We start from the raw sequence: 17,392 nt of genomic DNA, 5'->3' as shown, positions 1-17,392 counted from the left end.
GCGCTTGCGGCAGTGCATAGAACTTACCCGGATGCAGACCGTGCTGGCACCAAGAAGTCACGCGCACCTTCAGGGGAAGACGCCGTCAAAATAGGCGTCTGGAATTCCGTAAAACCCTGATCATTCATACGCTGACGCATGCTCGCAATAACCTTGCTGCGCAGCATGATGTTACGGTGCATTTCCAATACCAGCGTAAACGCTTGTCCACCTCAGATGGCATAGCGCTGGACCCGGCGCTAAATCGTTCAATGATCGACACTCACGCCGCGCTCCGCTAGCTGATCGCGTAGCGGCAATACCAACGAACCGCCCACAAGATCGCCTCACTAAGAAAATTTTGCCCTTAGAAATCGCTCATTTGTCATGTCTTCGCCACACCCCAAAACGGGTTCAAACAGGAATGCCAACTTTGCAACAGGGCCAAACCACATAACCTATATGCGTCGATCACCAAACCTGAGAACAGATGGCAGTATATCTTTCTCAGCCACCTGTTGTGCCGACACTCCACCTCACCCTTACTTCTGCGACACCCCCAAATGGCCCGTCTTACGCTCTAAAGCCAAGCGCTCTTGCCGTTCACGTTCCGCATAACGGTGCCGTTGCTCTTCCGAGCGTTCATTATGACAATGCGGGCACGCCACACCCTGCACATAAAGCGGAGAGGCTTTTTCCGCCTCCGAAATCGGCCGCCGACACGCATGGCACAAATCATAATGAGAAATTTCAAGGCCATGCTCCACCGCAACGCGTTGGTCGAAGACAAAGCACGCACCTTCCCACAGGCTCTTTTCCTCTGGCACCGTCTCCAGATATTTCAAAATACCACCCTGCAAGTGGTACACATCTTCCACACCTTCCGAGCGCGCAAAAGCCGTCGATTTCTCACAACGGATACCCCCCGTGCAGAACATCGCAATTTTTGGCTTACGCCCTTCCGCTTCCAAAGCCTCCCGCCGCTTACGGAACCATTCAGGAAACTCACGAAAGCTGGTCGTCTTCGGGTCTTCAGCCCCCTTAAACGTCCCGATCGACACTTCGTAATCATTACGCGTATCAATCAAAATCGTATCCGGATCAGAAATCAAATCATTCCAATCTTCCGGCGCAACGTAATGACCAACACTATGCCGTGGATCAATATCCGGGCACCCCATCGTCACAATCTCACGCTTCAACCGCACCTTAAAACGCCGGAACGGCAATTCCGGTGCTCGTGAGAATTTCACTTCAATATCTGCACATCCCGGCAAAGAGCGAATACGCGTCAAAATAGCCGTAATCGCCTCATCCGTTCCCGCAATCGTGCCATTCAACCCCTCAGGAGCGACCAGCAGAATCCCGCGAATGCCCAACGCCTCCCCATCCTGCTTCAACAGGGCCTGAACAGATGGGCAATCCTCAATCGGCACAAATTTATACAGAGCTGCCACACAAATAGGCATTTCAACGGAAGAAGATATCTCAGACATAAAACTCGGTCACGCAACGTTCGTTTGTTGATCCTCCGCACCCGGCAGAGCACGGTCTTTCATCAAGCGGCGTATCGTGCGGATGACCTGCGCTCCCGTAATCAAACGAGTACACTCAAATTGACGCTTATCCCCTTTATGACGAGGGCACCAAAAGAAGTCTTTATGATCAAACTGGTGTTGCGGATCATTCCAGCAAGAATTGCACGTATGCCAATTGATGACACGATACGGCGTAGCAAACTCATTATCCGGATGCGTAAACCCTGAAATCATAACAACAGGCGCCCCCGCCGCATGAGCCAACCACGCCAGACCGCTCGATAACCCTATAAAGAAACTTGCGTGTTTGAGCCAGCGTGCTCGTTCAGAGAGCGGCCTAGGGCCCGTTTCATCCTCACAACCATGCGGAATGTGATTATACACATACCCCGTTCCATGGAACGCATCTTTATCAATACAGATAACGCGGTATCCCGCCTTCTTCAAAAACGCGATCACCTCATGCCAGCCAGCAGGGTTATTCCAATACTTACATTGCGTACTCGCCTGCGTTGCTATGACCACATAAGGGCCATCAATCGGTGGCGTATCTCCATCCGGGATTGTCACCTTCGGCGGTGTATCATCCCAAGGATCAACCCCTAAAATATACGCCGCAGTACGGTGCAACCCAACATGTCGAAAATCCGTCGGCTGATAGACACAATCTTTATCCGTGAAGAACAAACCAATACGATACGTCGCGTAAAAGCGGCTCGTAAAAGCCTCGTCCTTTTTCGCAACATTATGCCCGATTAACACCACCTCAGGGTTAGCATCTGCGACAAGCGGTAAAATAATATCCGCAACACTGCACGTCACACGCGCACCTGTCTGCCGCGCAAAACGGATAACGGCTGGCAACCATGCCAGTGTATCCCCCAACGTCCCCACAGGGAGCTGCACCAAAACCGGCCGTTCCCGCAAAGACATCTTATGATGCAACGCGGCTACACGCGTCCCATCCGCCTGCACCAAAGTCACATCAATCTGAAACGGCACATGATACTTCTTCGTCGAAGAGACCATACCGCCTTTTAATTGGGCATTGAATAATACATTACCCGTCTCATAATCGGACAGACAGATATGCCATTGTCCAATTTTTGGGTCGATTTCAGGCACCATCACCCGGGCACCATCATTGAAATCAAAACGTATATTACGCTCAACACTCAATACCGGCACCGCAGTCGGTAACAAATAAGGCGCCGTATCCGACGCCTTACTCTCAACAGGCGCCGAGGATGTTTGAGAGGATATCAAAGGAAAATTATCAGCCATCGTTCTTTTCGATATCCTCTTTCACAATTGGAATTTAAACAAAATATAATCAAATAAGAAAAACGAAAAGCCCCCGTTTATTATAAATAAAATTATTCACTATTATATTATAAAGCAAGGATAATTTATTCATATTTGAGCTTTAATAGATGATGATATTTTTGATTTCCCAACAACACGCCGAACCAAACGCGTTCCGAACCGCCCTAGACGGTCCATCCACAAATACACCACCGGCGTCGTATATAAAGTCAATAACTGGCTCACAATCATCCCGCCCAGTACCGAAATCCCCAAAGGCGCACGCATCTCAGAGCCATAACCATGCCCAATAATCAAAGGGACAGCCCCAAGCGCTGCAGCCAAAGACGTCATAATAATCGGACGGAACCGGGTGACAGAAGCCTTGTATACGGCTTCTTTCGGACTCAACCCTTCTTTGCGCTCAGCTTCAATCGCAAAATCAATCACCAAAATAGCGTTCTTCTTCACAATCCCTGTCAGAAGAATAATCCCAATCATCGCAATCAAACTGAACGAACTGCCCGACACCAAAAGAGCCAGAACCGCGCCAATACCCGCTGACGGAAGCGTCGATAAAATGGTGATTGGGTGGATCAAACTCTCATACAAAATCCCCAACACAATATACATCACCGCCAAGGCGGCCGCGAAGGCCAACAAACCATTAACCAACATTTTGGAGGTATCACCCGCCGTTCCCGTAAATTCCCCCAAAACACCAGAAGGTGCATGCGTCTCCTGCAAAGCACGCTCAATAAATTTCGTTGCTTGTGAATAGGAAAACCCCGGGGTGAGATCGAATGAAAACGACTCTGAGAAATACCCCTCCCGATGCGCCACCATTAAAGGCTGCGGCTTCATCAAAACCTGCGCCACATTATCCAATGGCACCATCGTTTCGCTCGAAGACGATACAGCAGACCCCGCAGAACTCGTACCAGACAACCTATTGGCCAGCGCATTCTGAATCGATGCCGCAGCACGCGCATTAAACGCAGATTCCGTTCCACCCGTTTCACGCACACGTATCAAGTTCGAGGCAATACCACCCGCTGCCGTTCCTGCCGAAGTCGAGACCCATAACGAATGCAATTGATACGGATCCAACCGATATTCTGGTGCCACAACCATCACCACACGATGCGTCGTCATAGGCAGATGAATCGTAGAAACAATGCTCTGCCCATACGAATCATACAATGCCTGCTGGATCAGTTGCGGCGTCACTCCATAGCGCGCTTCCGTCTCACGGCGCACTGCCACAACAGCAGAGATCGTTTGATGTTCTGTCGGTGAAGAGAGGTTGTTAAAATGCCCAGAATTACGCAAATAAGACATTAACTTCGGGATATAAGCCGACAAATCATCAATATTTTCACCGCGCAACACATAACGATAATTCCCAGTATTACTCTGGCTATTCCCGCCTTGATTGCCGCCGCCCTGATTCCAGAACATCACCTCAGCACCGGGATCATTCGGTAAGGCTTTACGTATCCGGGCCAGAACCGTCTCAACCGGAGGTCTCTCGCTTTTATCTTTCAAATGCAGATAAAAATCTGCCTCATTTTTCGAACTCGTAAACACGGTTGTCGACAAAACATCAGGGTCTTTCCCCACAATATTCGCCACAACTTTAATACGCCGATCCAACTCTTGGAACGACATCGTCGGGTCACCCTGTATATTCCCTCCCAAAAGCGAAATATCTTGCTGCGGTACAAACTCCTTCGGCAAGATCGTGACGACCGCAATCAACGCAATAAAGCTTAAGGGTAATGTCAAACCCACCAGCACCGTATGCCGTAAGCACCAGCGCATGGAACGCGCATAGAGCGCAGACAACCCGTCCAACACCCATACGGTTCTGTTCAGAATAGCCCCAACAAAACCATGCGCTTCTCCATCGCCATGATCCACTTCCAGCATACGCGCGCACATCATTGGCGTCAGCGTCAGCGAAAGCCACATAGAAATAACAATAGCGGCAATCATCGTCATGCAGAACTCGAACATGATCGAACCCGCGGTGCCCGGCAAAAACAACAACGGTATGAACACCGCAATCAGTGATGCACTGATCGATAGAACCGTAAATCCAATCTCAGAAGCACCACGTACACTGGCATCATAGCGCGTCTCACCATTCTCAATGTGACGCGCGATATTTTCCAACACGACAATGGCATCATCAACCACAAAACCAACAGCAATGGTCAAAGCCATCAAGGACAAAACATCGAGTGAAAAATGGAACATCGCCATCACAGCCAATGTCCCTGACAAGGCCAAGGGCACCGTCACGGCTGGAATAATCGTCGTCTTAACACGGCGGAAAAAGACTAAAATCACCAGCACAACAAGGATCACAGAGATAAATAACGTCTCTTTGGCATCCAATAATGCCGCCCGAATAGAGCGGGATGTATCCAACCCAACATGCAACGCCACATGAGGCGGCAAAGACGCACGAAACTTATCCATCCGCGCATTAATACCATCCACAATCGCCACGGTATTCGCATGGGGCTGCGCCGTCACCACCAGCGTCACCGCCCGCTGCCCATTCAAATAGGCCGTTTGATAAACATCTTGCACATCATCTTTGACCGTTGCGACATCACTTAACCGCACCGGGAAAAAGCTATTGCGATACGCAATAATCAAGTTCCGATAATCTTCCGCTTTAAGCGCCTGATCATTCGTTGTCAGCGTCATACGCTGACCGTGACTGTCAATAAAACCTTTCGGCGTAAACGCATTCGCCGAAGCCAATGCAGACCGAATATCCTCCAGCCCAATACCCCACCGATACAAAGGACCTGGGTTAAGCTCAACACGCACCGCAGGGTTAGACGAACCGACAACCTCGACCCGTCCTACCCCAGACACTTCAGACAAAATCGGATCAACATTGATATGGGCAATATCGTAAAGCTGCCCTTGAGATAACGTATCCGACGTCAAACTCATCAAATAAACCGGGAATCCACCACCATCTTGCTTAAAAGCCTGCGGATCTCCATCCAAAGTCCCTTGGGGCAAATCCACCCGTGCAGCGCGCAACGCAGCACGCACATCACGCAACGCTCCATCCGGATTGCGGGACGATGAGAAATTCAAGTAGAGGCTACTACTACCCTGCGTTGTTTCAGATTCAATACTTTCAAGATCTGCCAGCCCCGTCAGTCGATGCTCCAACGGTCCGACAACAGACGTCGCCATTTGCTCCGGATCTGCCCCCGGCTGCGTCGCCACCACCATAATCGCAGTGGATGACATATCCGGCATAGTCGAGACCGGAAGCGATGGATAACAAATAATCCCTGCAACAAAAATCGCGATAGACATCAGCGTTGTCGCAACGGGGCGGTCAATGAAAATACGGCAGAAGTTCATAAGAAAAGTATAGCCTCATTGACCTGTTTTTTGTCATTACCAATTAGACACAATACATCATGCCTAATCCATGAAAATTATCATGATATTCTGGTTAAAAATCCGGCATGCCCGCAGGCTGCGCCGAAGGCTGCCGTAAATAACACCGCTCCGCCCAGCGTGGCGGCAAAAGATCCATCAGCCGTGACCCAACCACCAGCCACAACGGAAACACCACACGCCGCTTCCCCCGCCGCACACCCCGCATAATACGCGAAACGGCCTCTTCCACCGAGACCAGACCCGGCATCGGGAAATCATTCCGCCACACCATTGCCGTGTCCACAAACCCACAACACACGGACGTCAACGTAATACCAGCGCCACCTAACAAAGGTGCCATAGCTACAAACAGTCGATCCACCGCCGCTTTAGAAGCGCCGTAAGACGGCGTACCCGGGTAAGAGACAAACCCCGCAACGGAGGAGATCACGCAAATACGCCCCCGCAAGCCGCGCGCGTTACGACGGCGCCGTTTCATCAACGCCGCCGCAGGGTAAAAGATATTCAAAACCCCCACGACATTAATATCAAACATCGCCCGGACACGCTCTTCACGTTCGACTGCTACGCCGTAATGATCACAAGGGGGGCGCCCCCCCGTAATGCCCGCACATAAAAAAACATAGTCCAACACCTGCGCCTGATGAACCCATGCTTCTAACCCGGCACGATCCCGCACATCCAGCACCGCACTTTGAACCTCCGCCCCTTGTGCACGGCAGTACTCCCCCAACACCCAAAGAGCTTCAGCTTGAATGTCTGTAAGAAACAACACGCATCCGGGCCGCGCCAAAACACGCGCAATTTCTCGCCCAATGCCAGACGCAGCCCCTGAGATCAAAACCCTCATGGTTCAGAACACGCGTTCAACCGCACCTCACCAACGCGCAGGACACCTGCACAAGAGAAAGCCTTCCTATCGCGTACCACTTCAGAACAATCCAAATAATAACGTAAATATGTATTATAAATACGCTTTCCAATTAAAATTTTTGGCATTTTTTATATGATCATGCCATTGTATTCCTGTTTCCTTAATAATATTATAATATCCAATTCCTGGATCTCTTTCTGTTTTTCGAACAATAAGTCCTGTAATAGCTGGAAATTCTTTATTTTTAGTCCACTCAGCCAAATCATCAAGCCCCATATGCTTTAATAATTTCCCGGCATCATCACCTCTTTCAAGTCTCCTTCCCGGCATAATTTCATGCAAAATCTCCGAATATGTAGGACATTTTCGAACCGAATCCCCCCGAATTTCAACATGCTCAAGATACGGTATAAGTATCTTTAATAGCGCCTTTCCATTATCGCTTAAAATCATAACTACCCCATAAGTTAACACTATATTTATACATAAAATATAACCATCATATTAATAAATTTATTTCAATACCAATACACAAAAACAAACGACATAAAAAATATGATCGTCTTTTGAGAGCCCATTTGATAGTTCATGGATAGGCGTTTTTGTGTGTAATATTTACCCCCATAGCGACGAAGATCATGACCCTAAAACGCAATTGAGAGATCAAAACACCCGACCTTCACGAATTTCTCTTCACCGTCCACAAGGAGAAACACACAGGACGAGAGGTTGATGGCTTGGAGAGTAGCGCCTTGGGCGCTAGAGAAGGAACGAACACATCACAAGAACAGGATCATTCCCATGAGCGATACGCCTCCCGACCGCCTCTGCGCCAGCCCCGACAGCCCTTTCTACAATGAAGAAGTCCTAGCACGTGGCGTCGGTGTCCGCTTCAAAGGTGAAGAAAAGACCACGGTTGAAGAATATTGCATCAGCGAAAGCTGGGTGCGTCTCACCGTCGGTAAGGCAATGGACCGTAAAGGCCGCCCCATGACCCTGAAGATCACCGGCCCAGTCGAAGTCTGGTTCAAAGACGACAACACCGAATCGTAATAAACAAAAAGAGAGAGCGCACTCCATGGCTCCATTACCTCGCCGCATCATTATTGATACGGACCCCGGTCAGGACGATGCCGTCACCATTCTTCTGGCGCTTGCGTCACCAGAACTGACGGTAGACGCCATCACCACCGTTGCCGGTAATGTGGCCGTGGAGCAAACAGCGCGTAATGCCTGCGCCCTGCTGGAACTTGCACACCGTACTGATGTCCCCGTCTATGCCGGTGCGGCCCGCCCGCTCCGTAAAGACCCCATCTACGCGGCCAATGTTCACGGAGAAACAGGCATGGGCGGCGCAAACCTGCCGCCCCCCACCCTCAGAGCACAACCCCAACATGCCGTTGATGCCCTGATTGAACGCCTCACCCAGGCACATGACGACCAAAACCCCATCACCCTCGTCTGTCTTGGCCCGCTGACCAACATCGCCACCGCCTTAACCCGCGCGCCTGACTGCGTGCACGGCATCGCACAGATCGTCGCCATGGGCGGCGCACAGCGCGAAGGCGGCAACATCACCCCCACCGCAGAATTTAATTTCTTTGTAGACCCTGACGCCGCCAAAATCGTTCTCGAATGCGGGCGCCCCATCACATTGCTTCCGCTTGACGTCACACACCGCGCCATCGCCACCCCCAAGCGCCTCGCCCCCATCAGCGCACACAACACCCCCGTCAGCGCCATGGTCACTCGTATGCTCGGCGCAGAAGACCGTTTTGAAAAGCTCAAATACGGCTGGGAAGGCGGCGCACTGCATGACCCCCTCACCATTGGCTGGCTCTTGCGCCCTGATCTCTTCGCAGGGCGGGTATGCAATGTCGTCGTTGAATGTGACGCTCCCCTTTGCCTCGGCCAAAGTATTGTCGATTATTGGGCCGTTACATCACGTACACCAAACGCTTTGTGGGTGGACGAGATCGACGCAGAGGCGTTTTATAGTCTTCTCGCTGAGCGTCTTGGCCGCTTGAAGTAAACCTCACTTCAACCTCTTGGGATGGCTCGGCTCTTTCGATCTTTCGGAGTTTCGATCATGGCTGATACATCCCCATCATCTGAAGATCGCTTCACCGTCGTCATTATTGGCGGTGGTGCGGCAGGCATCTCCATCGCGTCATTACTGAAAAAACACCGCCCGAACCTTTCCATCGCCATCATCGAACCCTCCACGACCCACGCCTACCAACCGGCATGGACCTTGGTTGGCGCTGGTGTTGTTCCCCTACGCAAAACCCTACGCCAAGAAGGCGGTCTCATTCCCCGTGGCGTCACATGGATCCGAGAACGCGCAGCCTCCTTCGCACCCGATGACCTCAGCGTCACCCTTGAAAGCGGCCGTACCGTCCAGTACCGCCGCTTGATCGTCTGCCCCGGCCTACAACTGGACTGGGACAAAATCGAAGGCCTCCCCGAAACCCTCGGGCGCAACGGTGTCACCTCCAACTACTCACGTGAAACGGCTGCCTATACATGGGAGTGCATCCGACACTTGGATGGCGGCAAGGCAATTTTCACGCAGCCCCCTATGCCGATCAAATGCGCAGGCGCACCACAAAAAATCGTCTACCTCGCCTCAGACCATTGGCGTCAAGAAGGCTCACTACATAATACCGAAGTAGATTTCTGCCTCGCAGGGGACGCCCTCTTTGGCGTTGCCCACTGGGTCCCAACCTTACAGCGTCAAATGGATTATTACGGCGTAAACGTACGCAAAAAAGAGAACCTCATCAAAGTTGACGGCGAAAAACGAGAAGCCACATTCCAAATCGTCGGAACAGAGGAAACCATCACACGCAGCTTTGACCTGCTGCATGTCACCCCACCACAAAGCGCACCAGATTTCGTAAAAGCCAGCCCCCTCGCCAATGCTGGTGGTTGGCTCGACGTTGACCCCGCCACCCTGCGACACACCCGCTATGACACAATTTTCGGCGCTGGTGACGTCATGGGCACAACCAACGCCAAAACGGCCGCCGCAATCCGTGAACAAGCCCCCATCGTTGTCGAAAATGTGCTTGCGTCCTTAGACGGACGCCCACTCAAAGGTGTTTATAACGGCTATGGCGCATGCCCTTTGACAGTCGCCTACGGAAAAGTCGTTTTAGCCGAATTTACCTATGGAGGAAAAATTGCCCCCAGCTTCCCATATGATCAGCGCAAACCAAGTCGCTTTGCATGGTTCCTAAAAACGCAAGTCTTTCATCGAATTTATTGGCATACCATGATGAAAGGATATTCTTTTAGAAAAACAATTCAGTCACGATAATCTAAGTTGCCGTCTGACTATTATCTACGGCCTCACCTTAAAATCAGGGGCAGGGATCAAAATCCCTGCCATGTCTGGGCAGTGCCCCAACATCAAAGACGAATACGCCTTTACCCCAAAAGCAGCGCGACCTTCGTCATAAAGGCTTCGCGCTCCCCTTTTGCGAGGATCGGCGCAGCATCTGCAATCGCATCCAACCAACGCTCTAACTCAGGCTCTTCAGCCTTCGCGAAATTGCCGAGTACATGACCATGCACACGGTCTTTATGGCCGGGGTGACCAATTCCCATCCGTACACGCCAGTAATCTGGCCCGGGCAAGCAGCGATCCATAGAACGCAGGCCATTATGCCCCGCAGCACCGCCACCACGTTTGATCCGTAATTTAGCAAAAGCCAAATCAAGCTCATCGTGAAATACGGTAATGTCGGATTGTGGGATTTTGAAAAACTGAGCCGCCTGCTGAACACTATCACCCGAAAGGTTCATATAGGTCAGTGGCTTGAGGAGCAGAATTTTCTGCCCCCCAATGTTTCCGTCGGCCGTTTCACCACGGAAACGCTTGCGCCATGGAGAAAACCCATGACGCGCGGCAATGGCATCAACTGCCATAAAACCGATATTGTGTCGATGACGGCTCATCCCCGGCTCGGGGTTGCCGAGGCCGGTCCAGAGCTGCATGGACTTACTCCGCAGCAGCGTCTTCAGCGTCCGCGTCAACACTCGGAGCAGCAACAGACACGATCACGAGATCAGAAGGCTGAGAACCGGTCAGCTTTGCGCCTTCCGTACCCTTCAGATCTGTCCAACGAACGGTGTCGTGAATGTCCAGACCACTGATGTCTGCAACGAAGTGCTCAGGAATGTTTGACGGATCAATTTCAACGTCAACGGAGTGGTAGACAACGTTCAGAACGCCGCCACGCTTCACGCCTGGTGCTTCGCCTTCAACAGCAACTGGCACTGCAACATGGATCTTGTGACCCGGTGCAATACGCTGGAAATCAACGTGGATCGGTGCGTCAGAAACCGGGTGCAGTTGCACGTCACGGATCAGAACGGAAGCCGTAGCACCGCCTTCAATGGCGAGCGTGTATACACGTGAAGAAATACCACCACGATACAGCTCCTTCATGATGAGGCGCGGATCGATGGAAACAATTTCAGGCTCTTGCTTGTTGCCGTAAATTACAGCTGGAACAAGACCTTCACGTCTCGTAGCGCGCGCTGCCCCCTTACCAGCCTTCGCGCGCGTGGAGACAGCAAGTGTCGTCAATTTGGTCACTATTTTACGCTCCTGCGTAGAAAAAATTCATAAAACACAGACCTCCAGGGGTGCCTGTGCGTGCGGCGACGTAGCTGAAAATGGCACTCTGCACAAGTTTTTTCGCACAAAAGCGCCATTTATCCGCAGAGTTATTATTGAGGTGTAATTGCTTTTAACACCAAAGCAGGCGTCAGAATCTGTGGCAAAACAACCCCTTCCCCATGAGGCGGGTAGTACACATAAAGCGGCACACCATCACGGCCATGCTCTTTCAAGAAAGCTGAGATCGTCGCATCCCGATTCGTCCAGTCACCCTTCAAATAGGCCACATGATTTTGGACAAACCCCTTTTGTACAGACGCCACATCCAACGCTACACGCTCATTCACCATACAAGTGATGCACCAAGAGGCCGTCATATCCACAAAGACAGGTCGGCCTTCAGCCCGCAACGCGGCTAAACGGTCTGGCGTATACGCTTCAATCCCTGCCTGCTGTGAAGGCGCAGCAACAGCCTGTGCCGGCCCACGCACGGCCTGCGTTAAAGCACCAACACATCCCAGCACCGCCAGCGCCGTCAGCCCACGGCATAGCCAAACCGTCCGGTCTGCCCCTTCCATAATGGCGCGACGCTGCCCAATGCCATGCAGCCATGCCGCAATCGCCAGCAGCACCAAGCCACCAGCCACGGTCACCACAATATCAGCCCCACGCTGCACCACAGCAACCCAAAGCAGCCACACGCACGTTGCCAAGAGCGGAAACGCCAAAACTTGCTTCAACACATTCATCCATGCACCCGGCTTAGGGAAGCGTGCAGCAATGCCCGGCACCCCAGCCGCCAGAAGATATGGCGCAGCAAGACCAAGCCCCATGGAAAGAAAGACCAACAGCCCCATCACCGGCGGGCCACTCAGCGCCGTCGTAATAGCAACCCCCATGAAAGGCGCAGTGCATGGCGTCGCGACAATAACCGCCAAAAGGCCCGTCATGAGGTCATTCCCCACACCATGACCACTGGTTTGGATTTGCCCCAAGCGCCCCGCGCTAATTTCAAAAATCCCCAACAAGTTCAGCGCCATGCCAAACAGCAACCAACAGACCGCAACCACAAAACCCGTGGATTGGAACTGAAAGCCCCACCCCGCAGCAGACCCGGCCATACGCAGCCCAATCATGGCACCGCCAAGAACCGCAAAGGACCCCATAACGCCCAGAGTATAAAACAGCGCACTCCGCAACTGAGCAGCCCGCCCATGCCCGCCCATCCGCGCTAACGACAGAGCCTTCATCGCCAAAACCGGGAAAACGCATGGCATCAAATTCAAAATCAGCCCGCCAATAAACGCGAACAGCATCATCCGCAGCCACCCAGCAGCCCCGGGAGAAGCCTCCACCACATCTGGCGACGCTGCAACGGGCTGAGCCGCCGCCCCCGGCTTTACCGTCACCGATAAAGCACTTTCTTCCCCATGCGCATCTTTCAAAACGACAACGCCGCTTAACGGCACATCACGTTTCGCATTTTTTTGGAAGGACAGTGCTAAAGAGAGACGATTCTTCTGCACGGTCAGGCGCTGCTGCGCCACCTGATCCAAAACGCCACTCTCCAACGGCAAAAACCACGCATCAGACACCGCCTCGGGTGACAAACCCGCGCCAGATAATGTCAAAGCACCATCCGTACTCAGAGTAACCGGAAAAGGAGACGGCACTGGCATATGCGCTTGCACCGCATCAAAGCGCGCGGCATCTTTCCCAAATGGCGCCGCAGCAGACGACGCAGGCAGGGACAGCGTGAAATCACCACTTTCCGGAACACAAACCTGCGCACACACCAACCACTCAGCATGCGCATGCAGCGTCACGGGGCCATTGCCCTTCAGCGCTAAGGTCTCAGGGAGCAAAACATCCCCAAGATACGCATACGACATCAAGCCACCTTCACTGATCCGTACTGGAACGGGCCAATGAATGTCTGATCCCGTACCCGCCGCACCGCCAGAGGCCGTAACATCTAAGGTCGGCGCATCCCCTGCATCCCCCGGATTAACCCAGTATGTATGCCACCCCGGTTTCAGCTGAAGCCGCAACCCCACCCGCAACGCCTGATTCGGGCCAACCGCATCACGGTCCGTCACCAAACTGGCCGTATCATTCTCAGAAACAACCGGGGCACTTTCTGCCGCATGAGCCGAATATGATGTCACCACACCACACGATAAAGCAGCCCATAAGGCTAAAAAACGAGACACGTTACGCAAGGTCAATCCTCAAAACGCAAAAAAAGGGGACACGATCACCAACAAGAGCGTTAGAGATAAGATGCATCGCCATGATGCACCACCCTGTACGTTATCATAATGATGTTTTGCCTGATGTTGTATGCCCTGAAATACCCCCTCAATCGTGCTTTTCATGCCCACACCCACACCTAATTTTATTAATAAGCAAAACCGGGCTTTTATAAAAAATAATTCGGTCCTATCTATGATTCTATGAGCTACATTCCTTTAGCGGGCCTCTCCCTGCGCGATATCGAATACGTCGTCGCTGTTGACGACCTACGGAACTTCTCACGTGCAGCAGAACGGTGCGGCGTCAGCCAAGCTGGCCTGTCAGAACAAGTCCGCAAATTGGAACAGCTCTTAGACGTCACATTATTTGAGCGCTCGCGCCGCCATGTCGCACCAACCCCCGAAGGAGAACGCCTCATCACCCTCGGGCGTGAGGTTCTCGCAGCCGCCCGCAACCTCTTAGAAGTTGCCCGCGCACGGTGCAGCCCTTTGGACGGGATTTTACGCCTAGGCGTCATCCCTACTTTAGGCCCTTACTACATCCCCAGCCTTTTGCCTCAACTCCGCCATAAATACCCACAACTCTCCCTACAGCTTACTGAGGGAATGACGGATATTATCGTCCGTCAACTGCGCGGCGGCGAGCTGGACCTAGCTTTAATGGCCCTCCCCGCCCCAACTGATACGCTCGAAACCGTCCCATTATTTAATGAAGCCTTTTTAGGCGTATTTCCATCCACACACGAACTCGCCCACCATAAAACACTCAAACTGCAACAACTCGGCCGCCACGACCTCCTCCTCCTTGAAGACGGCCATTGTCTACGCGATCAAGCATTATCCCTCTGCACGGCACTTCCCCGCCCGCGTGAAGGCAGCAGCAACCCACGCCTCGCAACAAGCCTCGAAATGCTTTGGTATATGATTGGCGCTGGTGAAGGCTTTTCACTCATCCCACAATTAGCACTACAAAACCGGAGTAATTTCCAAAACCTTGTCCGCATACGGTCCTTCACAGAAGCGGAAGCGCAACGCACTATCGGCCTCGCATGGCGCCGTTCCGACCCCCGCGCAGAAGTTTTTCGGCGTTTAGCCCACTTCCTCCGCGAAACAACGCCTGAACCCTGCACCCCCTACCCATCCGCCCCTTAACAGACCTCATGCAAGAGCCGAACGCATCGTAGAAAAAGCCTCCACCCGCAAAGCACCACATGTTCCCTGTAAACATTCATGCAGGGACGGAACCGTACGCACGCTAAACTGCGTCACAAATGGCAAAACACCTTCTGCGGGCAATGGACGGCTAATATAATAACCCTGATGCTGCGTGCACCCAATGCTCTGCAATACGGCCATTTGCATCGCCGTCTCGACCCCCTCTGCCGTTAATGAGATAGACAACTCACGGCACATCACAACAACCCCCTGAATAATTGCTTGCGCGGCTTCAACCCGCCCTAATTCAGCAATAAAACTTTTATCCATCTTCACACGCGTGACCGGGATTGAGCGCAAAAAACTGAGCGATGAATACCCTACGCCCAAGTCATCAATAGCAACCTTCACGCCCAAACTCCGCAGCGCCATCACCGCCGCATGTACACCGGGCAAATCCTCAATCATCGCCGTTTCGGTAATCTCAATTTCCAAACGCTCCGGGGGCAAATGACTCTCTTTCAACGCCATATAAATACTGTCCAGCAGGTCATCTTCAACAAAGCTAATGGGTGAAACATTCACCGAGAGAATAAGGTCATCAGGCCATTGCGCCGCTTCTTTACAAGCTGTTTTCATGACCCAACAGTCAATCTGAAAAACCGCCCCTATTTCTTCTGCAATAGAAATAAATTTATTCGGTGGAACAGAGCCCAGTTCAGGGTGCTCCCAGCGTAAGAGAGCTTCAAAACTCATGACGCGCTTTGTGCACCAATCAACCACAGGTTGATACACAAGATGAAACTCATGAGTCTCAACTGATGTTCTCAAAGCCTGCTCATATTTCTGCCGCCGCTCAGCTTCATCCAACATCCACGGCTCATAAACAGCACAACACCCTTTACCGGTGCTCTTCGCTGCATACATGGCGCAATCAGCATGGCGCAGTAAACGCTCCGGCGTGACCTCACCAACCTGAGCAATAGCCACCCCGACACTCGCGCTAACAGCCACTTGCCCAAAAGGGAGTTCCTCACATAACGACAAATCAGCCGCTATACGGGCCGCCATACTCATAACCGCGTCCTCATCCACACATGAGGCACAGAACACTACAAACTCATCCCCGCCTAAGCGCGCAACCAGATCATTCGCCCCAACATTTATCTGCAAACGCTGTGCGACAAGACGCAACAATTCATCACCCGCACCATGTCCATAACGATCATTAACCTGCTTAAAATTATCCAAATCCAAATAAATAAGAGCCACCATACCCGCAGCCTCTGACAACGCTAAAGCACTACGCATCATATCCTGCAACGCCGTACGGTTTGCTAAACTCGTCAGAATATCTTCCCGTCCACCTTGTAACTTTAAACGTATTTCCTCCAATGCGCTGGCCATCGCACCAATTTCATCACGCCGTTTTTCTTCTTTAACCGAAACAGCAAATTCACCCTTCGCAATGGCTAATGTCCGATCCCGTAATCTGAGCAATGGCCAAGCAATCTCTCGATACCCCATCACAGCAGAAACCAGCACAAACATCACCAAAGTCACGCCAGAAGCCCACCCGCATAAACGGATATCTGACCACACAGCCGCTTCTAAACCTGTCACCTGCTGCCGTACACTCCCCCCTAGAACGCGCTCTAAAGTATTTATGTCTTCTTGAGTTTTATATTTTGAATAAACATTATCTATCATAATTCCGTTATTATAAAAATTATAGAGATGCATTTTTGTTATTTGTTCAGAATAGCGGCGGGATAGAATACCATTCTTTCGCCGCATCTCATCCGGCTCCTGAACAATGCTCTGAGCAATCCCCAATGTATCTCCCCAAGAACAAGAGACACACGACAGAACAGGCACACGCCCCTCAGACTGCTGCAATAACGCTGAATAATCTGCTCTAATGTCTCGTTCACGCTTGGCAATATCAACGGCAGTATAAACACTGCTCATCAATGACACGGCACAGAAGGAAAATGTTAAAATAAACACTTTCCCTTGAATCGAAACATTCCTAAACAACCCAATCTCCGCACAAAAGCATCTCAGCAATGTGCATTTGGTTTGTTAATGACGTCCTAATTCTTCACTATTAAAAAGAATATATCCTTTTTCTATCACAGAACATTCTACAAACCCTCTTATGATCCGTATTTCTGCTGCACAGCCTGCCCGACCACCAAAGTCAAAAAGA

General features: G+C 51.6%; 13 protein-coding genes and 2 pseudogenes. 4 read left to right on the top strand and 11 right to left on the bottom strand.

Annotation, left to right across the window (positions count from 1 at the left end; genetic code table 11):
* The 7 genes and pseudogenes from NTH01S_RS11615 to NTH01S_RS11790 form a co-directional block, all read right to left on the bottom strand.
* A pseudogene (locus NTH01S_RS11615) lies at positions 1-185 on the bottom strand (amino acid--tRNA ligase-related protein); the annotation flags it as partial.
* Positions 182-322: pseudogene (locus NTH01S_RS12095) on the bottom strand (IS6 family transposase); the annotation flags it as partial. The pseudogenes NTH01S_RS12095 and NTH01S_RS11615, both read right to left, overlap by 4 nt.
* Before the next feature lie 199 nt (positions 323-521).
* Positions 522-1,475, bottom strand: a complete 954-nt coding sequence (trhO, locus tag NTH01S_RS09125; RefSeq protein ID WP_068172769.1) for an oxygen-dependent tRNA uridine(34) hydroxylase TrhO — start codon at positions 1,473-1,475, stop codon at positions 522-524.
* A 9-nt stretch (positions 1,476-1,484) separates the two neighbouring features.
* Positions 1,485-2,801 carry an autotransporter strand-loop-strand O-heptosyltransferase gene (locus NTH01S_RS09120; RefSeq protein WP_068172759.1) on the bottom strand — a complete coding sequence of 439 codons (1,317 nt, stop codon included), beginning with the start codon at positions 2,799-2,801 and terminating at the stop codon, positions 1,485-1,487.
* 129 nt (positions 2,802-2,930) lie between these two features.
* Complete coding sequence (locus NTH01S_RS09115) at positions 2,931-6,224, bottom strand: efflux RND transporter permease subunit (RefSeq protein ID WP_068172756.1); 3,294 nt, start codon at positions 6,222-6,224, stop codon at positions 2,931-2,933.
* Positions 6,225-6,318: 94 nt separating this feature from the next.
* The gene (locus tag NTH01S_RS09110) at positions 6,319-7,116 is read right to left on the bottom strand and encodes an SDR family NAD(P)-dependent oxidoreductase (RefSeq protein ID WP_068172753.1); all 798 of its coding nucleotides are present in this window, start codon (positions 7,114-7,116) and stop codon (positions 6,319-6,321) included.
* Between the two features lie 114 nt (positions 7,117-7,230).
* On the bottom strand, positions 7,231-7,593 hold the full coding sequence (locus tag NTH01S_RS11790; RefSeq protein ID WP_157070926.1) for a hypothetical protein: 363 nt from the start codon (positions 7,591-7,593) through the stop codon (positions 7,231-7,233).
* Between the two features lie 348 nt (positions 7,594-7,941).
* Here NTH01S_RS11790 and NTH01S_RS09105 point away from each other — a divergent pair, with 348 nt between their 5' ends.
* The 3 genes from NTH01S_RS09105 to NTH01S_RS09095 are packed head-to-tail and all read left to right on the top strand — an operon-like array spanning position 7,942 to position 10,462.
* Entirely contained in the window at positions 7,942-8,193 is a 252-nt protein-coding gene (locus NTH01S_RS09105) for a DUF3297 family protein (RefSeq protein ID WP_068172750.1), read from the top strand.
* A gap of 25 nt (positions 8,194-8,218) precedes the next feature.
* Complete coding sequence (locus NTH01S_RS09100; RefSeq protein ID WP_068172747.1) at positions 8,219-9,172, top strand: nucleoside hydrolase; 954 nt, start codon at positions 8,219-8,221, stop codon at positions 9,170-9,172.
* 57 nt (positions 9,173-9,229) lie between these two features.
* Positions 9,230-10,462, top strand: a complete 1,233-nt coding sequence (locus NTH01S_RS09095) for an NAD(P)/FAD-dependent oxidoreductase (protein ID WP_068172744.1) — start codon at positions 9,230-9,232, stop codon at positions 10,460-10,462.
* Positions 10,463-10,572: 110 nt separating this feature from the next.
* Here NTH01S_RS09095 and pth read toward each other — a convergent pair whose 3' ends face one another.
* From pth to NTH01S_RS09080, 3 genes are all read right to left on the bottom strand, one after another.
* The gene (pth, locus tag NTH01S_RS09090) at positions 10,573-11,142 is read right to left on the bottom strand and encodes an aminoacyl-tRNA hydrolase (protein WP_068172742.1); all 570 of its coding nucleotides are present in this window, start codon (positions 11,140-11,142) and stop codon (positions 10,573-10,575) included.
* A gap of 4 nt (positions 11,143-11,146) precedes the next feature.
* Positions 11,147-11,746, bottom strand: a complete 600-nt coding sequence (locus tag NTH01S_RS09085; RefSeq protein WP_068172738.1) for a 50S ribosomal protein L25/general stress protein Ctc — start codon at positions 11,744-11,746, stop codon at positions 11,147-11,149.
* Positions 11,747-11,880: 134 nt separating this feature from the next.
* Positions 11,881-13,983: a protein-disulfide reductase DsbD family protein gene (locus NTH01S_RS09080; RefSeq protein WP_068172776.1), complete on the bottom strand. Its 2,103-nt coding sequence runs from the start codon at positions 13,981-13,983 to the stop codon at positions 11,881-11,883.
* A 243-nt stretch (positions 13,984-14,226) separates the two neighbouring features.
* On the opposite strand from NTH01S_RS09080, the gene NTH01S_RS09075 reads away from it, so the two are divergent.
* A complete protein-coding gene (locus NTH01S_RS09075) occupies positions 14,227-15,177 on the top strand; it encodes a hydrogen peroxide-inducible genes activator (RefSeq protein WP_068172735.1) in 951 nt (316 codons plus the stop codon).
* 6 nt (positions 15,178-15,183) lie between these two features.
* Here the strand turns inward: NTH01S_RS09075 and NTH01S_RS09070 are convergent, their stop codons facing one another.
* Positions 15,184-17,151, bottom strand: a complete 1,968-nt coding sequence (locus tag NTH01S_RS09070; RefSeq protein ID WP_157070925.1) for a putative bifunctional diguanylate cyclase/phosphodiesterase — start codon at positions 17,149-17,151, stop codon at positions 15,184-15,186.
* Positions 17,152-17,392 lie beyond the last annotated feature (241 nt).

Source organism: Neokomagataea thailandica NBRC 106555 (assembly GCF_001598495.1).
In the GTDB taxonomy this organism is placed as follows: domain Bacteria; phylum Pseudomonadota; class Alphaproteobacteria; order Acetobacterales; family Acetobacteraceae; genus Gluconobacter; species Gluconobacter thailandicus_A.
This window is presented reverse-complemented; position numbering and strand designations above follow the sequence as displayed.